The 22613-nt window shown below is 33.4% G+C and carries 21 protein-coding genes; all 21 read left to right on the top strand.

Going from position 1 to position 22613, the window contains the following annotated elements; genetic code table 11:
* Nucleotides 1-86: 86 nt before the first annotated feature.
* The 21 genes from H8707_RS12450 to lysA all read left to right on the top strand — a co-directional run bounded on the left by H8707_RS12450 (nt 87) and on the right by lysA (nt 22582).
* On the top strand, nt 87-653 hold the full coding sequence (locus H8707_RS12450) for a sigma-70 family RNA polymerase sigma factor (RefSeq protein WP_262430466.1): 567 nt from the start codon (nt 87-89) through the stop codon (nt 651-653).
* Between the two features lie 263 nt (nt 654-916).
* The gene (treP, locus tag H8707_RS12445) at nt 917-2341 is read left to right on the top strand and encodes a PTS system trehalose-specific EIIBC component (RefSeq protein ID WP_262430465.1); all 1425 of its coding nucleotides are present in this window, start codon (nt 917-919) and stop codon (nt 2339-2341) included.
* 14 nt (nt 2342-2355) lie between these two features.
* Complete coding sequence (gene treC, locus H8707_RS12440) at nt 2356-4020, top strand: alpha,alpha-phosphotrehalase (protein WP_262430464.1); 1665 nt, start codon at nt 2356-2358, stop codon at nt 4018-4020.
* Between the two features lie 77 nt (nt 4021-4097).
* Nucleotides 4098-4811: a trehalose operon repressor gene (gene treR / locus H8707_RS12435; protein WP_262430463.1), complete on the top strand. Its 714-nt coding sequence runs from the start codon at nt 4098-4100 to the stop codon at nt 4809-4811.
* A gap of 110 nt (nt 4812-4921) precedes the next feature.
* Complete coding sequence (locus H8707_RS12430; protein ID WP_262430462.1) at nt 4922-6340, top strand: AraC family transcriptional regulator; 1419 nt, start codon at nt 4922-4924, stop codon at nt 6338-6340.
* 120 nt (nt 6341-6460) lie between these two features.
* On the top strand, nt 6461-7519 hold the full coding sequence (locus tag H8707_RS12425) for an NAD(P)-dependent alcohol dehydrogenase (protein WP_262430461.1): 1059 nt from the start codon (nt 6461-6463) through the stop codon (nt 7517-7519).
* 153 nt (nt 7520-7672) lie between these two features.
* Entirely contained in the window at nt 7673-8095 is a 423-nt protein-coding gene (locus tag H8707_RS12420) for a PPC domain-containing DNA-binding protein (protein WP_262430460.1), read from the top strand.
* A 68-nt stretch (nt 8096-8163) separates the two neighbouring features.
* Complete coding sequence (locus tag H8707_RS12415; protein ID WP_262430459.1) at nt 8164-9549, top strand: tryptophanase; 1386 nt, start codon at nt 8164-8166, stop codon at nt 9547-9549.
* Nucleotides 9550-9670: 121 nt separating this feature from the next.
* Complete coding sequence (locus H8707_RS12410; protein WP_262430458.1) at nt 9671-9883, top strand: hypothetical protein; 213 nt, start codon at nt 9671-9673, stop codon at nt 9881-9883.
* 118 nt (nt 9884-10001) lie between these two features.
* Nucleotides 10002-11786, top strand: a complete 1785-nt coding sequence (gene ggt / locus H8707_RS12405; protein WP_262430457.1) for a gamma-glutamyltransferase — start codon at nt 10002-10004, stop codon at nt 11784-11786.
* Nucleotides 11787-11855: 69 nt separating this feature from the next.
* A complete protein-coding gene (locus H8707_RS12400; protein ID WP_262430456.1) occupies nt 11856-12554 on the top strand; it encodes a DUF6305 family protein in 699 nt (232 codons plus the stop codon).
* Nucleotides 12555-12568: 14 nt separating this feature from the next.
* Nucleotides 12569-13840, top strand: a complete 1272-nt coding sequence (locus tag H8707_RS12395) for a TRAP transporter large permease subunit (protein WP_262430455.1) — start codon at nt 12569-12571, stop codon at nt 13838-13840.
* Between the two features lie 171 nt (nt 13841-14011).
* The gene (locus H8707_RS12390) at nt 14012-15148 is read left to right on the top strand and encodes a M14 family metallopeptidase (protein ID WP_262430454.1); all 1137 of its coding nucleotides are present in this window, start codon (nt 14012-14014) and stop codon (nt 15146-15148) included.
* A 48-nt stretch (nt 15149-15196) separates the two neighbouring features.
* Complete coding sequence (gene pgsB / locus H8707_RS12385) at nt 15197-16324, top strand: poly-gamma-glutamate synthase PgsB (protein WP_262430453.1); 1128 nt, start codon at nt 15197-15199, stop codon at nt 16322-16324.
* A 7-nt stretch (nt 16325-16331) separates the two neighbouring features.
* Nucleotides 16332-16745 (top strand): poly-gamma-glutamate biosynthesis protein PgsC, encoded by a 414-nt coding sequence (gene pgsC, locus H8707_RS12380; RefSeq protein ID WP_262430452.1) that lies wholly within the window; start codon nt 16332-16334, stop codon nt 16743-16745.
* Nucleotides 16746-16761: 16 nt separating this feature from the next.
* A complete protein-coding gene (gene pgsW, locus H8707_RS12375; RefSeq protein ID WP_262430451.1) occupies nt 16762-17826 on the top strand; it encodes a poly-gamma-glutamate system protein in 1065 nt (354 codons plus the stop codon).
* A complete protein-coding gene (locus H8707_RS12370) occupies nt 17816-19204 on the top strand; it encodes a HAMP domain-containing sensor histidine kinase (RefSeq protein WP_262430450.1) in 1389 nt (462 codons plus the stop codon). The genes pgsW and H8707_RS12370 overlap by 11 nt, the downstream gene beginning before the upstream one ends.
* Nucleotides 19197-19820, top strand: coding sequence for a response regulator (locus H8707_RS12365; RefSeq protein ID WP_262430449.1), 624 nt, complete (start codon nt 19197-19199; stop codon nt 19818-19820). Before H8707_RS12370 ends, H8707_RS12365 begins: the two co-directional genes overlap by 8 nt.
* Nucleotides 19821-19886: 66 nt before the next feature.
* Complete coding sequence (gene ku, locus H8707_RS12360) at nt 19887-20654, top strand: non-homologous end joining protein Ku (protein ID WP_262430448.1); 768 nt, start codon at nt 19887-19889, stop codon at nt 20652-20654.
* 355 nt (nt 20655-21009) lie between these two features.
* Nucleotides 21010-21315 (top strand): type II toxin-antitoxin system RelB/DinJ family antitoxin, encoded by a 306-nt coding sequence (locus H8707_RS12355; protein WP_262430447.1) that lies wholly within the window; start codon nt 21010-21012, stop codon nt 21313-21315.
* A 13-nt stretch (nt 21316-21328) separates the two neighbouring features.
* Entirely contained in the window at nt 21329-22582 is a 1254-nt protein-coding gene (gene lysA / locus H8707_RS12350; protein WP_262430446.1) for a diaminopimelate decarboxylase, read from the top strand.
* The last annotated feature ends 31 nt before the right edge of the window (nt 22583-22613 follow it).

The raw sequence follows: 22613 nt of genomic DNA, 5'->3' as shown, positions 1-22613 counted from the left end.
TTTTATTTTTCTATTTTTTTAAAGATTTTTATATACTCACCTTACCTAGGAATAACAAAAAAGGCTAGCCTCTATTAGGAGGAAATATGTATAAAGAATTAGATGATTTATTGGCAAAAGCAAGGGAAGGTGATACTAAAAGTACACAATTGATAATTGAGAAATTAAATCCACTGATAATTTCTTCTATAAGAAGATATTATAACAAAATTATGGATTATGATGACTTGATTCAAGAAGGCAGACTTGTTGTGCTTGAATGTATAAAGGATTATGATGAATCAAAAGGGGTGTATTTTTTAGGATATGTTAAGATAAAGCTCAAATTTTTATATTTGAATAAGCATAAAGAAAAAATTACGCTTTCTCTCAACACTTCCATTGGAGAAGATGAAGATCAGGAATTGATAGATGTATTGGAGTCTGAAGATGGGGAGATATTGGAAGAGATTTTAAAAACAGAAGAATTGGAAGAAATAAGATATGCTCTAGCGTCTTTGACAGAAAGGCAAAGGGAGGTAATCATATATTTCTACTTTGAAGGGTATTCGATACCTGAAATAGCTAAGAGAATGGGTGTGACATATAGGACGATAGTAAATACCAAGACAAATGCATTAGAGAAGATGAAAAGGCAGATGACAGCCAGATGAAAAGATAAGAACAATTCACAATTCACAATTCACAATTGAAAAGATAAAAGATTGCTTAGGTCGAGCTTTGGGGATTAAAGAGGGGATTCAAAGTATAATCATATTAGAGATGAAAATTACAATTGATAGATGGCAAAAATGGGCGAAATTTTGGCATAAAATGTAAGAAAATGTTTTCATGATTTGCTTGACAATACATGTACGTATATGTTAGCATAAAATTAACCTATACGTACATGTAAAAATTTAAAGGAGGTATTATCATGAGTAATTTTTCTAACGATGCAAAATTATTACTTGAAGCAGTTGGCGGAAAAGAAAACATCTCGGCTGTATCTCACTGTGCAACACGATTGCGCTTTGTTCTAAATGATGCACAAAAAGCGGATATAAAGAAAGTAGAAGCTATCAAGTCAGTTAAAGGAACATTTACACAAGCAGGGCAATTTCAAATCATAATTGGAAATGATGTAGCCACTTTTTACAATGAATTTACGAAAATTTCAGGTGTAGAAGGTGTAAGTAAGGATGAAGCAAAGGTAGCTGCAAGACAAAATATGAATGTATTGCAAAATTTGATTGCTCATTTGGCAGAAATATTTGCTCCATTGATTCCGGCAATAGTAGTAGGAGGACTTATTCTGGGTTTTCGAAATGTAATTGGCGATATTAAAATGTTGGAAGGCGGCACCAAGGCTTTGGTTGAAGTATCACAATTTTGGGCGGGAGCTCATCATTTTCTATGGCTTATTGGAGAGGCAATATTCCACTTCCTGCCTGTAGGCATTACTTGGTCTATTTCCAGGAAAATGGGTACAACTCAAATTTTGGGGATAGTATTGGGATTGACATTGGTTTCTCCGCAACTTTTAAACGCTTATGGTGTAGCAGGCGGTGAAGCAGCTCCGTTCTGGGACTTTGGCTTTGCGCAAGTTAAGATGATAGGCTATCAAGCTCAGGTTATACCTGCTATGCTTGCAGGTTTCTTGCTTTCATTTTCGGAATTAAAATTGCGTAAGGTGATCCCTCAATCTATTTCCATGATATTGGTACCATTACTTTCCTTAGTGCCAACAGTTTTAATAGCTCATATTATTTTAGGACCTATTGGTTGGGCTATTGGATCCTTTATATCCAATATAGTATATAAAGGGCTGACTTCCACATTGAGATGGCTTTTTGCAGCTATATTTGGATTTGCATATGCTCCTTTGGTAATCACAGGACTTCATCATATGACAAATGCTATAGACCTTCAGCTGATGAGCGAATTTAATGGAACCAATCTCTGGCCAATGATTGCATTATCCAATATTGCTCAAGGCTCAGCAGTACTTGCTATGATCTATCTGAATAAGGACAATGAAGAAGAAAAACAGGTTTCAATTCCTGCTACAATTTCATGTTACCTAGGAGTAACAGAGCCTGCGATGTTTGGAATAAATTTAAAATATATTTATCCTTTCTTAGCGGCTATGATCGGTTCATCAATTGCAGCAGTATTTTCCGTTGGCACAAATGTCATGGCAAATTCAATAGGAGTTGGTGGGTTACCGGGGATATTGTCTATTCAGCCACAATATATGCTTAAATTTGCTATAGCAATGGTAATAGCAATAGTAGTCCCATTTGTATTAACCGTAGTATTTTCAAAGACAAAGATGAATAAAAAACAAGAGGCTGTATGACAAGGAGTTAGGACATGAAAGATTTTGCAAAGAGTGTGGTTTACCAGGTATACCCAAAATCCTTCAAAGATTCAGATGGAGATGGAGTAGGAGACTTAAAAGGAATTACTCAAAAGTTGGATTATTTGAAGACGCTTGGAGTTGATTATATTTGGATTACACCATTTTATATATCCCCGCAAAGGGATAACGGATATGATATCGCAGATTATTTAAAAATAGATCCCTTATTTGGCACCATGGACGACTTTGAAAGGCTGGTCAAGGAAGCTAATGACAAGGGTATGGATATAATGCTCGATATGGTATTTAATCACACATCCATAGAGCATGAATGGTTCAAAAAAGCTATAAAAGGGGATGAATATTACAAAGAATTTTATATATTTAAAGAGCCCAAAGATGGTAAAGAACCTACCAACTGGATTTCAAAATTTGGCGGTTCAACTTGGCAATATGTAAAAGATCAGGATCAATATTATCTGCATCTATTTGACGTGACTCAGGCAGACTTGAATTGGGATAATGAGAATTTAAGAAAAGAAATATATAAAATAGTGAATTTTTGGATAGATAAAGGGGTAAAGGGCTTTCGATTTGATGTAATAAATTTAATCTCAAAGCCTAAAGTATTTGAAGATGATTTGAATGGTGACGGTCGAAAACTTTATACTGATGGAGCTGATATTCACAAATATCTTAAGGAATTAAACAAAAACACCTTTGGCAAATACGAGGATATTATAACTGTTGGAGAAATGTCGTCGACAACTCTTGAAGATTGTATACGATATTCGAATCCAAAGGAAGAAGAACTGTCCATGGTTTTTAATTTTCATCATTTGAAGGTTGACTACAAGGATAATGAAAAGTGGACTCTTATGGATTTTGACTTTCTAAAATTAAAGGAAATTTTTGAATATTGGCAAGTTGGAATCCAAGAGGGCAATGGATGGAACGCAGTGTTTTGGTGCAACCATGACCAGCCTCGCGTGGTTTCAAGGTTTGGAAATGATGATAAGTACATCAAGGAATCAGCCAAGATGCTGGCTACTGCCATTCATATGCTGAGAGGGACACCTTATATTTATCAAGGGGAAGAAATTGGTATGACAAATCCCAAGTTTGACAGCATTGATGATTATAGAGACGTCGAAACTATAAATAGCTATAATGAAATGAAAGCGGATGGAATAGATGAGGATTTGATATTAAAAATAGTCGGTTCCAAGTCAAGGGACAATGGAAGGACTCCTATGCAGTGGGATTCTAATACAAGTGCCGGTTTTACAACCGATGCACCGTGGATAAACCTATCGCAAAATTATAAGGAGATAAATGTGGAAAATTCATTGAATGATGAGGACTCCATATTTTGGCACTATAGAAAGCTTATTGACTTAAGAAAAGAATATGACATCATTGCCTATGGCAGTTTCAAGATGATTTTGAAGGAGCATAAAGATATTTTTGCATATATCAGGGAATATAAGGGTGAAAGATTGTTGGCAATTAACAATTTTTACGAAAGAGAAACATATTTTGAGCTGCCAAGTGAATTGGATTTTGATGATTTCAAGTCAAAGATACTGATTTCAAATTATAAGGACTCTCCTATCTGTTATAAAAAAATACTTCTAAGACCATATGAATCAATAGTTTATCATTTATACAGTTAATATGCTGTCTGTAAGCAATAGAGATTTGTTCTTGTGGAATAAGGATGTTAATGGTAAAATAGTCAAAGGTGATTGATATGCACGCTAAATATATAAGTATCTATAAGGAAATTTTATCAAAAATTGAGGGCGGTGAAATATCTTCAGGTACCTTTTTACCATCAGAATCCGAATTGATGAAAAAATATGACGTTTCCAGAGATACCATAAGAAAGTCATTAGATCTATTGGCAAAGAACGGTTTTATTGAAAAGGTGAAGGGCAAGGGCTCATTAGTATTGGATATCCATAAGCTTGATTTCCCGGTTTCCAATCTGGTTAGTTTCAAAGAACTTGCAGAAAAAATGGATAATCGTGTTCAGACTATATTAGTGGATTTGGAGTTGATTAGCCCGGACAAACAAATAATGAAAGACCTTAATATATCAAAAGAAGAAAATGTCTGGAAAGTTATCCGAATAAGAGAGATCGACAAGGAAAAGATTATCTTGGACAAGGATTATATCGTTGAGGGCATTGTTCCCGATTTAACAAAAGATATTTGCATGGATTCAATCTATGAATATGTTGAAGAAGGTCTTGGGCTTCAAATAAGCTTTGCGAAAAAGGAAGTTACTGTACAGAATGCTACTAAAGAGGATAGAAAATACTTAGATTTAGATGACAGCGATATGGTGGTGGTTGTAAAAAATTATGTTTATTTAAGCAATGCCATATTGTTTCAGTATACTGAGTCAAGGCATAGGCCTGATAAATTTAGATTTGTTGATTTTGCTAGAAGAGGATATTGAATATGAAGCTACCGGTAAATAATATAACCGGTAGCTTCCATATTTTAACGAATTAGTATAATATATAGTTGAGTAATGTTAAAATGTATATTCTTAATAGAGGTGGTTTGATGGATAATATTATAAAAGAAGAAATAATTGACGTCAAAGAAAAACCATATGCAATTAAGATACAAGCTATGAATGGATATCCGATTCATTGGCATGAAAATATTACTGAAGTATTGATGCCCTTGGAGGATTCTATTGAAGTTTATGCTAATTTTGAACACATCTTGGTGAAAAAAGGTGACTTCTGGATTGTGAACAATAAAACCATACATTCCGTTAAAAGCTCTTCAAAGGTGATGGTTGCAGTTTTTCATATTGATTTAAATTATTATGAGAAATACTTTGAGTATATTAAGTATATGTTCTTTAGGAATAATATGTATTCTGAGGACAATGTTATAATAGAAAGCGATAATTATGATGATGATAAAAGGAGTTCATATAAGGTAAGGTTTAGAAATTTATTGATTAGCGTTTTAACAGATGCCACAAGTAATGATAAGATCGCTAAAGAACTTACCAAAGACTCTATTTATCAATTGGTAGCTTTTATGGTTAAAGAATTTGACTGGCTCAAGTTTGCAAATAAAAGCAATAAAAATTTTAGTCCCTTACAATTGAATAGATATCATAGAAGTATTAAATACATTGATGAAAATTATAAGGATAAAATAACCTTGGATGATATTGCTAATAATGAGTATATTACCAAAAATTATTTGTCTCATCTATGGAGAAACTTAAGTTATTTTAGTTTTCAAGAACGGCTTAATTATGAGAGGGTAATGAAATCAGGGTTTTTATTGCTTACTGCAAATATGAGTATATCATCCATATCCGAAAGTTGTGGATTTTCCGATGTAAAATATTATTATTTACATTTTAAGCGATGGTATGGGTGTAGTCCGTTAGAGTTTAAAAAAAGATGTCTGGACTTTATGCATATAAATTTAAGTTATGAGGATTTGGAATTAGACAATATGGCAAAAATCATTGAAGACTATATTAAAAATATAATACTCCCTGAATATGCTAGGGAAAATATCTGGAATACCACAGAATTATTTGATAATTATGTAAGGATGAAATATTTATATAAAATTGACAAAATAACCCCGCAAAGACCCCCTCGAAATGTTTCTATTGACATTTTAAACACAAATAACTTTAAGATGATAAAAAATATTCCCTATTTCAATTGGCAAAATATTGATTTGTTAGTAAATTTTAGTGAAACCTCTAATTTTGACTTTAATATTAAGATTGAATGTGAAAAAATAAACAATAAAAACTTTAAAAAGGTCGTGGGTAAATTTTTGAATTCCTGCATATATAGGTATAGTGAAATTACTATTGCTAAATGGGTTTTCTTTATATTTTATAGCGATGAGATGTCTTTTAAACGTGCAAATGCTATTGGAGATTTGATAGAATCGAAAATAGAAAACGCTAAAATAAAGTATTTCTTTGAAGTTTAGCAGACAAATATGTCTATACAACTTTGTTAAAAACCACACAATCATCAATAGAAATTAAAGATTGTTAATTATATAATTAATGATGGTGAGGTTAATTATATAATGATAAGGGGGATTCAAATGAAAGGTTTTGCTATGTTGGGAATTAATGAACTTGGCTGGATTGAAAAAGAAATACCTACTATGACAGATTATGACGCAATAGTTAAGCCGATTGCTGTTTCACCGTGTACATCCGATATACATACAGTTTTTGAAGGAGCATTAGGTGACAAAAAAGACATGATATTAGGGCATGAAGCGGTAGGTGAAGTTGTAGAAATAGGAAAAGAGGTAAAAGATTTTAAACCAGGAGATAGAGTTATTGTACCTGCTATTACACCGGATTGGAGAACTATTGAGAGTCAACAAGGATTTCCTCAACATTCCGGAGGGATGCTATCAGGGTGGAAATTCTCAAACTTTAAAGATGGAGTATTTGCTGAATTTTTCCATGTAAATGATGCAGATATGAATTTGGCTCATTTACCGGAGGATATTTCTATTGAGACTGCAGTTATGCTAACGGATATGGTTACTACAGGATTTCATGGAGCTGAACTGGCAAATATAGATTTAGGTGATGTAGTTGCTGTCATTGGAATAGGACCTGTAGGATTAATGGCTATAGCAGGCGCAAAGATTCAAGGAGCAAGTAGAATTATAGGAGTAGGAAGCAGAAAGGCTCTGGTTGATGCTGCGATGTACTATGGAGCTACGGATATTATTAACTACAGAAATGGTGCTATCGATGAACAGATAATGGAAGCTACAGATGGTAAAGGCGTAGACAGAGTAATAATAGCAGGAGCTAAACCTACTATAATGAATACTGCTGTAAAGATAGTCAAACCCGGCGGCAGGGTATCGAATGTAAATTATTATGGGGAAGGAGATACTATTCCGATTCCCAGACTTGATTGGGGTTGTGGAATGGCGCACAAGACTATAGTAGGAGGTCTAACTCCAGGCGGAAGAGATAGAATGGAAAGATTAATTAAATTAGTAAAATATAATAGGGTAGATCCTTCAAGATTGGTAACACATAAATTCCATGGTTTTGATCATATAGAAGAAGCATTGATGCTTATGAAAGATAAGCAGCAAGACTTGATTAAACCCATTGTATTTATCGATTAGACGAATGTATTATACGGAACCTAAATCATAGGTTCTGTTTTTTTGAAGCAAAGATTGCTCATTCTTATTTATTAAAGACTTTTAAAATAGCAAAGTAGGGTATTATATAATTAATATGTAGAAAGACGAAAATAATTTGGAAAGGAGATTGAAATGGATTACAGGAAATTTGGAAACAAGTATGTCGTTAGGCTTGAAAAGGGCGAAGAGATAGTGAGTTCACTAAAGGAATTATCTAGAAAAGAAAAAATAAGCCTTGGAAGGATTTCAGGTATCGGAGCAGTAGGAGAAGTGGAAATAGGATATTTTGAAACAAAAATCAAAGAATATCACTCCAAAGTATTAAAGGGAGATATGGAGATATTAAATCTCAATGGGAATATATCTGAAATGAATAATGAAGTTTATTTACACCTTCATATTACAATTGCTGATGATAATTTAAACGCGGTAGGCGGGCATCTGAATTCAGCAATTATCAGTGCTACAGGAGAAATAGTAATTGATGTCATAGAAGGGAAAGTCGATAGGGAATTGGATGAGGATATTGGATTGAATCTTATATTATTTACATAATATTACTATCATGATAGTATATTTATGTAAGATAATATTGGATGTTAAAAATAAAGGGGGCAGTCGTATTGGCTAAAAAATATATTCCTGAACCATTTAGAATTAAAATGGTAGAAACTATTAAAGTACTTACTCGTGAAGAGAGAAAACAAAAAATCAAGGAAGCTAATTATAATCTTTTTAGTCTTAGGGGGGAAGACGTTTACATTGATTTATTAACAGATTCCGGAACTAATGCCATGAGTGATGTTCAATGGGCAGGAGTCATGAGGGGCGACGAGGCATATGCAGGTGGAAGAAGCTATTTTAGACTAGTGGAGGCCGGACAGGATATATTTGGCTATGAATATATTCAACCGGTACATCAGGGAAGAGCAGCTGAAAAAGTTTTATTCAATTTGTTGGTAGGATCGGGTAAATTTGCCATATCCAATATGTTTTTTGATACAACCAGAGCTCATGTAGAGCTTGCAGGTGCAAGAGCTATTGACTGTGTGGTAAAAGAAGCATTGGATCCATCTTTGAGAGCACCTTTTAAAGGAAATATGGATGTTGAAAAACTTGAAAGCTTAATCAAAGACCACGGCAAGGAAAATGTTGGATTAGTTGTAATGACTATAACAAACAATTCAGCAGGCGGACAACCTGTTTCTGTTCAAAACATGAGAGAAGTCTCAGCTGTTTGTAAGAAATACGGGATTCCATTATGTATAGATGCCGCAAGGTTTGCTGAAAATGCCTTTTTCGTTAAACGAGATGAAGAAGAATTTAAAAATTCTTCTATCAAAGAAATAACTAAAGAAATGTTTAGTTACGCTGATATGTTTACTATGAGTGCAAAAAAAGATGCAATTGTCAATATGGGGGGACTTATTGGGATTAAGGACAATGAGGAATTATATCAAAGAGTAAAGGAAAACTGTATTTCATTTGAAGGATTCATTACATATGGAGGGCTTTCAGGCAGAGATTTGGAGGCGCTTGCTATTGGGCTATATGAAGGTATGGATGAACAATATCTGGAGTATAGAAATGGTCAAATGGAATATCTGGCAAGTATATTAGATGATGAAGGCATTGCATATCAATCTCCTGTAGGGGGGCACGGATTGTTTATAGATGCTAAGGCAATGTTTCCGCAAATTCCATATTATGAATTCCCGGGGCAAGCATTGGGTATAGAATTGTATAAAGAGGCAGGTATCAGAGCATGCGATATAGGTTCATATATGTTGGGAAATGATCCGGATACCGGTAAGCAACTGGAAGCTGATTTTGAATTTACAAGACTTGCTATTCCAAGAAGGGTCTATACACAAGCGCATTTTGATATAATGGCAGAAGCTTTAATTGCAATTAAGAAGAGAGCAAGTGAAGTTTCAGGATATAGAATCACATGGGAACCTAAAGTATTGAGACATTTTACGGCTAAACTTGAACCAATTGAAAAATAATATTATAATGAGTTAAAGATTCAAATATAGTTTAAAGTGAACAAAGATGGATTCAATAAATCCATCTTTGTTCACTTATTTATTCTATAAGATGAAATTTATTTTATTGAGAGGTGATATAGTGATAGATAATAAATATATACAAATCCATAATATCAATAATATAACGCAACTCAAAGTTGTATTAGATAAATACGATATGAAATTTAATGAGGATAGGTACATGATACTCTTGAATTTTTTGAAAAATTATTCCTCAATAAAAAAGAGAGATATAAAATTAGAAGAACTTCAGGACATTGTTATTCAGTTAGGCGGAGAAATTGGAAAATAGTTTTTCTCATATTTATCTGTTGATTTCATCAATATATTTCTTTACCATTAAAATAAGGCTTGGTAATATTTTGCTTTAAATAAGCCAGCTATCTGGTATAAGAAAGGATGGATAATAAATGTCAAAGAAAAAGCTGCTTTCATTTTTCCTTGTTATTCTGTTGGTTATTTCAAGTACTGTAGGCTGTACTAAAAATAAACCAGTTGATGAGCCGGGAACAGGAAATGTAACTAATCAACCCGAAGAAAATTCTGATTTGGGAAAAGTTGAAGAAGAATTCAAGTTATTTGACGAGAATGGTTCACCTCTAAATCCTCCAAGAGATGCAATAGGTAAAAATGGGATTGTATCATCTGAAAGGTATGAAGCATCAAAAATTGGTGCGGAAATCATAGAAAAGGGAGGTAATGCTGTAGATGCGGCTGTTGCTACTGCATTTGCATTAGGTGTTTGTGAGCCGAATGCATCTGGTTTAGGCGGCGGAGGGTTTATGACCTTAAGAATTGCTGAAACCGGGGAAACAGTTTTCATAGACTTTAGAGAGGTAGCACCAGAATTAGCAACTCCGGACATGTACAAAGTGGATGAAGAAGGAAATGTAATTGATAATCTTTCATGGCAAGGTGGTTTAGCTGTGGGCGTACCGGGTGAAGTAGCCGGGCTGTTACATATACTTGAGAAATATGGAACAATGTCAAGGGAAGAAGTAATTAGACCTGCTATTGAATTAGCAACTAATGGATATGTAGTAACCCCTATAGCTCTGGGAAATATTAATGATGCATATGAAACTATGATGAAATTTCCGGAGTTAGGTGAAATCTATCTAAATGATGGTTTACCTCCTTCAGTCGGGGACTATATAAAAAATCCAGATTTGGCGAAAACACTTCAAATTATTATTGATAAAGGTGCGGATGGCTTTTATAAGGGAGAAGTAGCAGATGCTATCGTGGAATCATGTAAAAAATACGGTGGAATAATATCTCATAGCGATCTTGAAAATTATAAGGTTATCGAAAGAGAACCTGTTACAGGAAGTTATAGAGGTTATGAAATCATATCTTCTCCACCACCAAGTTCCGGCGGCACGCATCTTCTTCAGATATTAAATATACTTGAGAATTTTGATGTAGGAAGCATGGAACCTTATTCAGCGGAACATATGCATTTATTGTCAGAAGCATTTAAAATAGCATATGCTGATAGAGCTAAATATATGGGAGATCCTGACTATATTGAGGTTCCTTTAAATGGATTGTCTAATAAAGATTATGCAGAAAAACTTGCAGAAAAGATAGATATAAATAAATCTCAAACTTATGAGGCTGATGATCCTTGGAAATATGAAGGAGATAGCACAACTCATCTTTCTGTTGCAGATAAAGATGGTAATATGGTAGCCATAACAAAAACTCTAAATTACTATTTTGGCAGTGGCGTTTGTGTAGGAGGGTATGGCTTTATATTGAACAATCAAATGGATGACTTTTCCCCTTATCCGGATGAACCAAACTCTGTTGCTCCCGGGAAAAAACCTTTAAGCTCAATGTCTCCTACCATGGTATTAAAAGATGGAAAACCATTCATGGTTTTAGGAGCACCGGGTGGTTCATCAATATTTGCAATAGTTGCACAGACAATTAGTAATGTTATTGATTTCGATATGGACATGCAGGAAGCTATAAGCATGCCAAGAATTTGGGATAATCTTGACAATGTTATAACATATCAAGATGGAATATCTGAAGAAGAGGTAAATAAGCTTGTTGAAATGGGGCATGAAGTTTACCATATGGCAAATGATACATTTGGATATATTCAAGGTGCGCTTTACAAAGAAGACGGTACAATTCATGGAGGCGCTGACCCATATTGTGATTCAAAGGCAGTAGGTTTTTAGAGATATTATTAATTTTAACAGTGACGGAATATTTATTCCGTCCTGTTGATTTATATTAGGAGGATATCAATGATTTCAAACAAAAAAATTAATTTATTTATAGTATTGTTGATTGCTTTTTCACTTTCCCTTACAGGTTGTGCAAAAGAAGGCACTAATAGTGATTCCGATAAAGATCAGGTTGTTACAGATAATTCTGGTAACACTTCGGAAAATAGTTCAGAAAATGGGCGAAAAACAAGTAATGAAAACAAGGTAGTTTATGAAAATGGAGAGTTTAATGTAAAATTAGAAGATCCTGTCTTCGTTACATCTGTCGGTCAAAGTGCTGATGTTTCAATGTTAGATGCTCTGATGAAAAAAATAGGAAGAGAATACACATTAGACCCAGTGGCTAATGCGGAAGATATGGAGGATAGTAAAACCATATTAATTGCAGCTGGTGCAAGCTCTAAAGGATTAGGAGCTGCAGGAATATCAGTTGAGGATGAAACTAAAAGAACTGAAGAAATTATAGACATGGTAAAGGATAACGATGATATAAAGGTAGTTTTAGTTCATCTTGGCGGTCAAGCTCGCCGTGGCACACTTTCAGATCAATTTACTAATCTAATTTTTGATATTTCAGATTATATGATTGTTGTAGAAGATGGTAATTCTGATGGTATTTTTACAGATTATTCTTCTGATAACAGTATACCTATTTCTTTAGTGTTGAATATTTCTGATGCTGTTGAACCACTAAAAGCGTTACTTGAAAATGAATGATTGGAGGGATTTGATTGGAAATAGAATTCATAATATTTATTTCTATGATAGGGATATTCCTATTGTTTAATATTTTATTGAAGCTTCCGGTAAGTCTTTCCATGGTTGCCGGTGCTATAGTGGGTGCTTTAATTGGCGGAGAAGGAATCCCTCTTAGACATCTCTTTGAGGGAACTTTTGTCTATATTGATACCATACTTATTATTTCAACCGCAATGATTTTTATGATGGTTATTCAAGAATCAGGTTTATTAGAAGCATTAACTTCATCAATAGTGAGAAAATTTTATAAAAGCCCCATAGTGATGTTAATATTATTGATGTTTATTATTATGTTTCCGGGTATGATAACCGGATCATCAACTGTAGCTGTTTTGAGTGCGGGGGCAATTGTTGCGCCGATTCTAATTATGATGGGAATTCCAAATCCGAAAACAGGTGCTATAATAGCTATTGGAGCTATTATGGGTATGGCTGCCCCACCCGTAAATATACCGGCTATGCTTATTGCTGGAGGGGTAGACATGCCGTATATTGGATTTGAAGGACCGTTATTATTTTTAACTGTTCCTTGTGCAATATTTACTGTATTATTTTTAGGGTTAAAAGATTCTAAAAAAGTAGATTTTGAAAATATAAAAGGAAAGTTAAATTATGAGACTTATAACGAATATGGACTTAAACTCTATCTTCCTCTAATTGTACTTGTTGTATTAATGATTATAACTAGAGCTATGCCAACAGTAGTTCCTAATCTTGGGATGCCTTTAATATTTTTAATTAGTAGTGCTGTTGGTATATTTACAGGCAAAAAATTCAACTTAAAGAACACCTTGGTAGAATCTATGAAGACTACAATTCCCGTTTTAGGGAAATTAATGGGTGTTGGGATGTTTATTCAAATCATGACACTTACAGGAGTCAGAGGGTTTATAGTAAATAATGCCTTAAACTTAAATCTTGCTATGTTGTATATAGCTATTATTGTGATATTACCTGCGTTTGGAGCAGTTTCATCCTATGGAGGAGCATCAGTTTTGGGAGTGCCTTTCCTATTGGCATTGTTAAGCGGAAATCAAATAGTAACTGCGGCTACTCTCTCATTTATAGCATCTTTAGGAGACTTAATGCCTCCAACAGCTTTAGCGGGGAATTATTCAGCTCAGATTGTTAACGAAAAATATTCAGAAGTATTAAAATTTGCAGCTATTCCATTTTTTGTTTGTTTAGGATTTGCATTATTATGCTTATTGACATCAAATAAGCTAGGATTTTTGATTTTTTAGGAGGGAAATTAATGCTTTATATTTATCTTGGAATAGTTTTACTAATTGTAATTTTAATTTTAAAAAATATGTTTGAAGAAAAGGACATTTTCTTCCAAATAGATGCAGCTTTAGTGTTAATTCCATTAATTTTACGATTATTATTAATCAAATGAAGGACGGTGGACACAATTGAAGATAGAGGTCAAAAATGAAAAGACTTCAGCAATAATCATATGTATTATTGCTGCTTTATGTATATTCTCTTTATCAAAACAGTTTAAATCTATGTTAGTTGAAGAACCGATTTATCCTGGAAAAGGGGTAAGTGAGATAAAGATGTTAAGTGATTATTTTGAGGATATTAAAGGTACACCGGGTGATACGGAAGTATATGTATTAAAAGGAGAGAAACCCGGCGGAAGTATTTTAGTGTTAGGAGGTACGCATCCTAATGAGCCTTCTGGATTTGTTTCTGCTATTTTACTTATTGAAAATGCAGTGCCTGAACAAGGAACGATGTTTGTAGTTCCAAGAACCAATAATAGTGGATTCACTCATGATGACCCACAAGAAGGTTCTCCAATGAGATTTACTATAGATACTCCTAGTGGAGAGAGGTGGTTTAGGTTTGGCTCCAGAGCAACAAATCCTATACATCAATGGCCTGATCCTGATATTTATGTTCATAAGTCCTCTGGACAAAAATTATCAGGTAGTGAAACTCGTAATATAAATAGAACATATCCCGGAAGAGCGGATGGAAGCTTTACTGAAAAAGTTAGTTATGCCATCACGGAGATGATAAAACAAGAGAATATAGATATTACCGTTGATTTACATGAGGCGTCACCGGAATATCCAACCATTAATGCCATAGTTGCTCATGAGAAGGCTATGCCTTTGGCATCTCAAGCTCTAATTAATATGCAAATTGAGGGAATAAATATTAGCCTTGAGCCTTCTCCAACCAATCTTAGAGGATTAACGCATCGTGAGTTAGGAGATCACACGGATACGTTAGCATTGCTTATGGAAACAGCGAATCCATCTCAAGGAAGGCTTAGAGGTAAAACAGATTCTGACCTGGTCGTAAATGGTAAAGATAAGTTTTATGTAAGAGCAGCAGAACATGGTAGACTGTATGTTCCTTTTGATGAAAAAGGACATCCTCTAAGCGAGCGTGTAGCAAGGCATATCACAGGAGTTAAGGAATTTTATACAGTTTTTGGCGAGCAAAATCCAGATAAAAATATAGATATAAAAGGAATTCCAAACTATGAAGATATGATAAATCATGGGTTGGGAGAGTATTTACAACCTCGATAAATCAAACTTGTATGTTGCTTTTAATAAAGCAAACAAAGGAGTTTATATATGGAATACCTAATAATTTTAATTACAGTTATTTATATCTTTAAGCTATTAATTGAAAAATATTACGTTAAAATATATCGAAGTAAATTAAAACATGTCATATATGTAAATGGGACGCGAGGAAAGTCTACTGTTACACGGCTTATTTATGCTGGATTAAAAGCTTCAGATTTGCGATGCTCAGCCAAAACGACCGGAACAGTTCCGATATATATTGATCCGGAAGGTATTGAGCACAGTATTAAGAGAAAAGGAAGGACAAATATTAAGGAGCAGATACAGATTCTTAAAAGAGCTAATGAGGATAATTCTGAAGTATTAGTTATTGAGTGCATGGCAATAACACCTGAATTACAATATGTATCTCAACATAAAATGCTAAAATCAGATATCGGTGTTATTACAAATGTTCGCATGGATCACAGTGATGTCATGGGGAACACATTAACAAAGATTGCATATTCCTTAAGCAATACAATACCAAGTCAAGGTACTTTATTCACTACGGAAAATAAGTATTATTTTATTTTCGACAAAATATGTGATAAACTGGACACAGTATCATATTTAGTAGATGTGGATAACAGCTTACCTGATTTTGACTTTAAAGATAATATATCTCTTGCTCTTGCAGTATGCGAATATTGTGGAATTAATCGGGAAAATGCATTGATAAGTATGAAAGACTTTATTCGCGATCCTTACTCTTTATCAATATATAAGTTTGAAAATGGCGGTCTATTTGTTAATGGCCTTTCTATAAATGATGTTGATTCCACTGAAATAGTTTATAATTATATTATGGATAGATATAAATTTAACGATAAGGAATTTATAATTCTTATTAATAATCGAGTAGATAGAGGTTATAGAGCCAGACTGCTAATAGATTTTATTGGGAAAATCGGAGCAAGTAGGGTCTGGATTAGTGGCGATAATCGTTACTATGCATATATGTATCTTAAAAAGATGTATCCAAAGAAAAACATAGAAATTTTTAGAAATATTAAAGATATTCCATTCAAGAGTCTGGGTTATAGTGATATTGTTTTTGCTATAGGGAATATAGGTAAGAATGGTATAGAATTGATGGATAGAGTATCAAGGGAAGGTGAGTTATTTGTCTAAGGAGTGTATGATTCTTGGTATTCTATTAAGTATAATATATTATGAGCTTACTGAAATTTCCCCGGGAGGATTAATAGTCCCGGGATACATTGCTCTTTACATTAATTCACCTGAAAAAATATTTTATACGCTTATAATATCCATATTGACTTTTTTAATTGTTAAGGTCATCGGAAGTTTTGCCATATTATATGGTAAGAGAAGATTTGCTATTATGATATTATTTTCATTTATTATAAAATATTTTATTGGGCTTTTTCATATAATTCCCGGGAATTTAGATGTTATAGGATATTTAATACCTGGAATTATTGCACAAGATTTTGAAAAGCAGGGAATATTTAATACAATAATTTCTTTAAGTATAGTTGTGGCCATTTTAGTATTGATATTGTTGCTGTTTAACATATCAGTATTTTAGTTTAAGGTGGTTATATATGAAAAAAATATTGCACAATAAAAGAGTCATTTTATTTATAGCTGTATTGTATAGTATCGTTTCTCTACTGATAATTGTAAAAACCAAAAGTGTTGTCAAAGGTTCCTTATATAAAGAAAAAGTAGAAGCTGCCAATATTATGAGAAATTCTATGGGAGTCATTAAGAATAGAAAACTTGAGATTGGTCTATCTATTGATTCAATAGACATTAATTCTACTGGTATGATTGGGGAACAATACTCGCCCATCACTACTACGCTTGGCTCTATTGAAGCAAAGCGTACAAGTTCTAATCCAGATATGGCAGCATTGGTAGTACATATGTTGGGGCAACTGAATATTCAAAAAGGAGATATGGTTGGTGCTAATTTTTCGGGAAGTTTTCCTTCTTTAAATATTGCAGTATTAGCAGCGTGTGATGCCATGGATTTAGATATTGTGTACATATGCTCGATAGGTTCATCAAATTATGGAGCTAATCAGATAGAATTTACATTTCCTGATATGGCTAACTATTTAGTTGGTAAAGGCATTTTATCTACTAATGTAACTCTTGTAACCCCTGGAGGAGAAGATGACTCGGGCTCTTTTATGGATAGGCAAATATTGAATAATATAACTGATAGAATTAAAGGTTATAATATAGAGGTGTTACGTGAGCCTGATTTCAATAAAAATATTGAAAAAAGGATAGAAATCTATGATGAAAATGATATTGATGTTTTCATTAGCGTAGGTGGAAATATTACATCTATGGGAATAGATGATTATTCTGAACCAATTAAAGAGGGAATAGTTGATACAGTTGATAAAGTTAGTGAAAAAAGCGGGCTAATAGAAATCTATTCCCATAGGGGAGTTCCTACGATAAATTTATTGAATATGAAAGGACTAACTAAAAAATACGGATTACCATATGATCCAATAGGATTTGGTCAAATTGGAGAAGGCCCTATTTATCATGAGGTTGAATACAATAAAGGTCTGATTATTTTTTCTATTGGTATTATATTTATTTTATTAATTTATGTAAAAAGACGGACTGATGCTTATGAAGAATAATAATGGAATATTTGAGATAGAAAAGCCAATGTTTTATATGGGTATAATCTTGGTGCTAATTGGACTTCTTATGCCCTTATTTCTTAATGTAAAATTGATGGGAATTTATTCAGATTTAAGCAAAGCTACTTCTGAAGACGAAAAGATATATGTAATCATTGCAGCATTAAAGCTTATATTTTTAAATAGCATAAGGGCTTTTCCTCACTATCTGGGAGTATTTTGTATTGTTGAATCTATGGATACATCATTGATAAAGGAAAAAGGTAAAATTATAAAACCCCTTCTAGTATTTTTTCTAATTATTTTAGTATATTACTTAATTGAATTAATTTATGGAATAAAATATGATTTTGGGATACCTGCTGTCTTAATAATAGCGATGATAATTGCTTTAGATAAGATAGGCTTTAATATAATAAATTTTAGTAAAAAGGCAATTATGATTTTTATGTTAATTGCAGCGATTCAATGTTTAGATATGATACCTTCATTATCGGGATGGGCATTTGGTAGAGGAGAGGCCTCAAATGATATAAAGATGATATCGGATTTTTTGGGTGCTAATTATTTTCTGCAAATTACGGCTATTCTATTATTTGTTTTGCTTTTTTCTATTGCTTTTGAGCTACTGAAATTGATAATGGACGAAAGAAGACTGCTAACAATAAATGAAGAGAAAGAATACAATGAAAAAATGCTTAGCAAAACACGTATGCAAGTATTGGAAAATCGCACATATAAGGAATTACAGAATTTAGTACATGATCTCAAAACTCCTCTAACATCTGCATTAGCATTAGTAGGTGTAGTAAAGATGAACGAAGAAAATGACAAAAATGTAGAATATTTGTCTAAAATTGAATTTTCAATTGAAAGTATGAATCAGATGATATCTGAAATATTATATGAGGAACATAAAAGTCTTATTACTACAAAGGAACTGGTTGATTATTTACTTTCCAGTATATCAAGCGCAGAATATGCTTTGAAAGTAAGGGTTGATAATTTTGTACCCAATTCCATTATAAATGTGAACAAAATAAGATTTACCAGGGCACTTATCAATATTTTTGAGAACTCATTTTATGCTATAGGTAAAGAAGAGGGGAAAATAATATTGTCTATCAATAGTATTGTTAAGGAAAAGATGTCGTATATTCAATTTATTATTATAGATAATGGAAGCGGCATCTCTTTGGACATGCTGGATAGGATATGGAGTAGTGGATTTAGTTCTAGAAATTCACTTGGTTTAGGATTGAAATTTGTTAAAGAAGTTGTAAGCACGCATAATGGCACAATAGAAGTCAATAGTATTGCAAAGCAGGGAACTACTGTCATAATTCATATACCAGAAGGTGACTTAGATGAGTGATAAAATATCAATTTTGGCCATTGATGATGATAAGGAAATACTATATGCACTTGGAGTAGTATTTGAACAAAAGGGATGGATATATTATTCTGCTGAAGATGTGGGTAAAGGAATAAAAATATACGAGGATAAAATACCAAGTATTGTTCTTATAGACTATCATCTGCCGGGAGAAAATGGAATAGAGGGTGTTAAGAAAATAAGAAAACTTTCAGAAGATGTCCCTATAATAGTCTTTACTGTGGAGGAAGATCAAAAAGTTGCAGATGAATTTCTTAATGCTGGTGCTACTGATTTTGCTTTAAAACCCATAAAAGCTCCGGATATAATTTCAAGAATAAATTTACATGTTGAACTAATGACTATGAAAAACAAAGATTCTGCAATAGATGACTTTGTAGTCAAAGGTATCAGCAGGTCTACATTAAAATTAATAGAAGAGTACATAAAAAAATGCAAGGATTCAGTTACTGTGGAGCGAATTTCCAAAGGTACAGGATTTGCAGAACAAACTGTATACAGGTATCTACAATATTTAACTAGTACTGGAAAAGTTCAAGTAAATGAAACATATGGCAAGGTAGGAAGACCAAAAAAACACTATAAATTGAAATGAAAGATATGATTTATCCTACTAATAAAACACCTCCAAATGGTTAAACTAACCTCGGAGGTGTTTTTTATGGCAGTAGCACATAAAGGTGCAATATCATTTGGATTGGTCTATATACCGGTAGATTTATATACTGCGACGGGAGATTCAGGAGTTAGTTTCAATCAGCTTCATAAGGTATGCAGGCAGAGAATAAGATATAAAAAGTATTGTCCCACATGCAATGTTGATGATTTAAAATCGGATGATATAATCAAAGGCTATGAATATGAAAAAGGGAAATATGTAGTTATGGAGGATGAAGATTTAGAGAAAACTAAGACACAGAAAGACAAAAATATTACGATTCTACATTTCGTAGATTTAGATGAAATTGACCCCATATTTTATGAAAAGACATATTATGTGGTGCCAAATGGCAGCGACAAGGCATATGCATTGCTCAAGACTGCTCTGGAAAATGAGCATAAGGTGGCAATTGCCAAAACTGTATTGGGAACAAAAGAAAAATTGGTTACTATTCGTTCGACCAAAGAGGGACTAGTGCTGGAAACGATGTATTTTTTAGAAGAAATCAGAGTCGTTCCAAAGGCATTTGTTCAGGCGGAATTAAATGAGTCCGAGCTGGATATGGCAAAGATGCTTATCAACAATATGACAAATGAGTTTAAACCTGAACTATATAGGGATACCTACAGTGAAAGAGTAAAAGAAGCTATACAGAAGAAGGTTGAAGGTGAAGAGATTGTGGAAGAGGCTCCTCAGGAAAGGACAAATGTTATAGATTTGATGGAGGCTTTAAAGAGGAGTGTAGAGGCAACAAAGAAGGCACAATAACAATTCACAATTCACAATTCACAATTCACAATTCACAAATAAAAAACAGTGAAGAACTAAGAACCCATTAGGATCTCTACTATCTTTTTAGCTCATACTAAAATGGGATTCTTCACTGAAGCTATTGAAGTTTAGAATGACGCAAGCATTGATTATACTGTATTCATTAACCCGAATTTACTGCTATTGTCATCCTTGAGTGTAACGAAGGATCTCCGGCTTTAAAAATAGTAGAGGTGAGAACTAAGAGTTGTTAGGGTGAGCTATGGGATCTTAAAAGGGTTATTTTTATTGACTAATGTATTGCTTTTGTAAATACAATGGCATATAATATGTATAGAAAGGATGTGATTGTATGTCAAAAACAACAAATTTATATGTAAGACTTGAACCTGAACTTAAGGAACAGGCAGAGTTAGTGCTTGGGAAATTAGGAATTCCCATGTCTAATGCAGTAAATATGTTTTTAAAACAGATTGTTATGCAGAGGGGAATTCCTTTTGATATAAAGCTCCCAACAAGAAAGCCTGTTGGAATGGCTGATTTAACAGAGGAAGAATTAAATACAGAGCTTGAAGAGGGATATGAGGATTTTAGTAAGGGAAATATAAAATCTGTTGATAAAGTATTTTCGGATATCTATGAGGATTATGGGATATAGCGGAGGTGTTTCAGTGAGCAATTTTATTTTTTCAGGGTGTGATACTGTTGAATTAGCAAAAAAGTATGGCACTCCCTTATACGTGATGTCGGAAGATCATATTAGAGAAAGATGTGGAGAAATAAAAAGAGACTTCATAAACAAATATCCAAAGACCAAGGCGGTTTACGCAAGCAAGGCTTTTTTAACTAAAGAGATGGCAAGAATAATCAAATCTGAAGGATTGGGAATGGATGTAGTATCCGGCGGAGAGCTATATACAGCAATTAAAGCTGATTTTCCAATGGAGGACGTCATATTTCACGGAAACAATAAGACTAAAGATGAATTGACATTAGCAATTAAAAACAATGTTGGAAGAATAGTGGTAGATTATGTTGAGGAGCTTGACCTTATAGAAGAAATAGCTAAAGAATATAATAAACGGATGAAAATTCTCCTTAGGATAAATCCGGGGCTGGATATCCAAACTCATAAATATATACAAACAGGTCAGAAGGATTCTAAATTTGGTATTCCCCTAGATAATATATATGAGGTGTTAGAAAAGACGTTTAGTCTTAAATACATAGATTTGCTAGGGTTTCATTTTCATTTAGGATCCCAGATTTTGGATAATGAAAGTTATATAATGGCAGTTAGAATAATGGCTGATATAATGAAGAATGCAAAGGGCAAATACGGATTTGTAACTAAGGAACTAAATACCGGGGGAGGATATGGAATACCATATACAGAAGAAGCCGGCAAAGATTTAAACTATTTTACAGATCCTATAATCAATGAAGTAGATAAAAATTGCGTAGAATATAATTTGGAAAGGCCTTTGGTCATTATAGAGCCCGGAAGATGGATAGTAGGTGAAGCAGGCATTACCCTTTATACCATAGGCAATATAAAGAAAATACCAAAGCTAAAGACATATGTATCCGTAGACGGAGGTATGTTGGATAATCCCAGACCCAGTTTATATGGAGCAAAATACCAAGCTGTCTTGGCAAATAAGATAAATGAACCGGCAAATAATACGGTGACTATAGCGGGAAAATACTGTGAGTCCGGAGACATTCTTATATGGGATTTAAGATTGCCTAAAGTAGAAAGTGGGGATATATTGGTAGTGTTTACCACCGGAGCATATAATTATTCCATGTCCAGTAATTATAACAGAATTCCAAGACCTGCTGTAGTTATGCTAAGCCAAGGGAAGGACAGAGTAATAGTAAAAAGAGAAACCTATGAAGACATAATAAGAAATGATATATAAAATCATATAAGATACAATATGGCTAAGGGGG

It is taken from the genome of Paratissierella segnis, assembly GCF_014385195.1.
Taxonomy (GTDB): Bacteria; Bacillota; Clostridia; order Tissierellales; family Tissierellaceae; genus Paratissierella; species Paratissierella segnis.
This window is presented reverse-complemented; position numbering and strand designations above follow the sequence as displayed.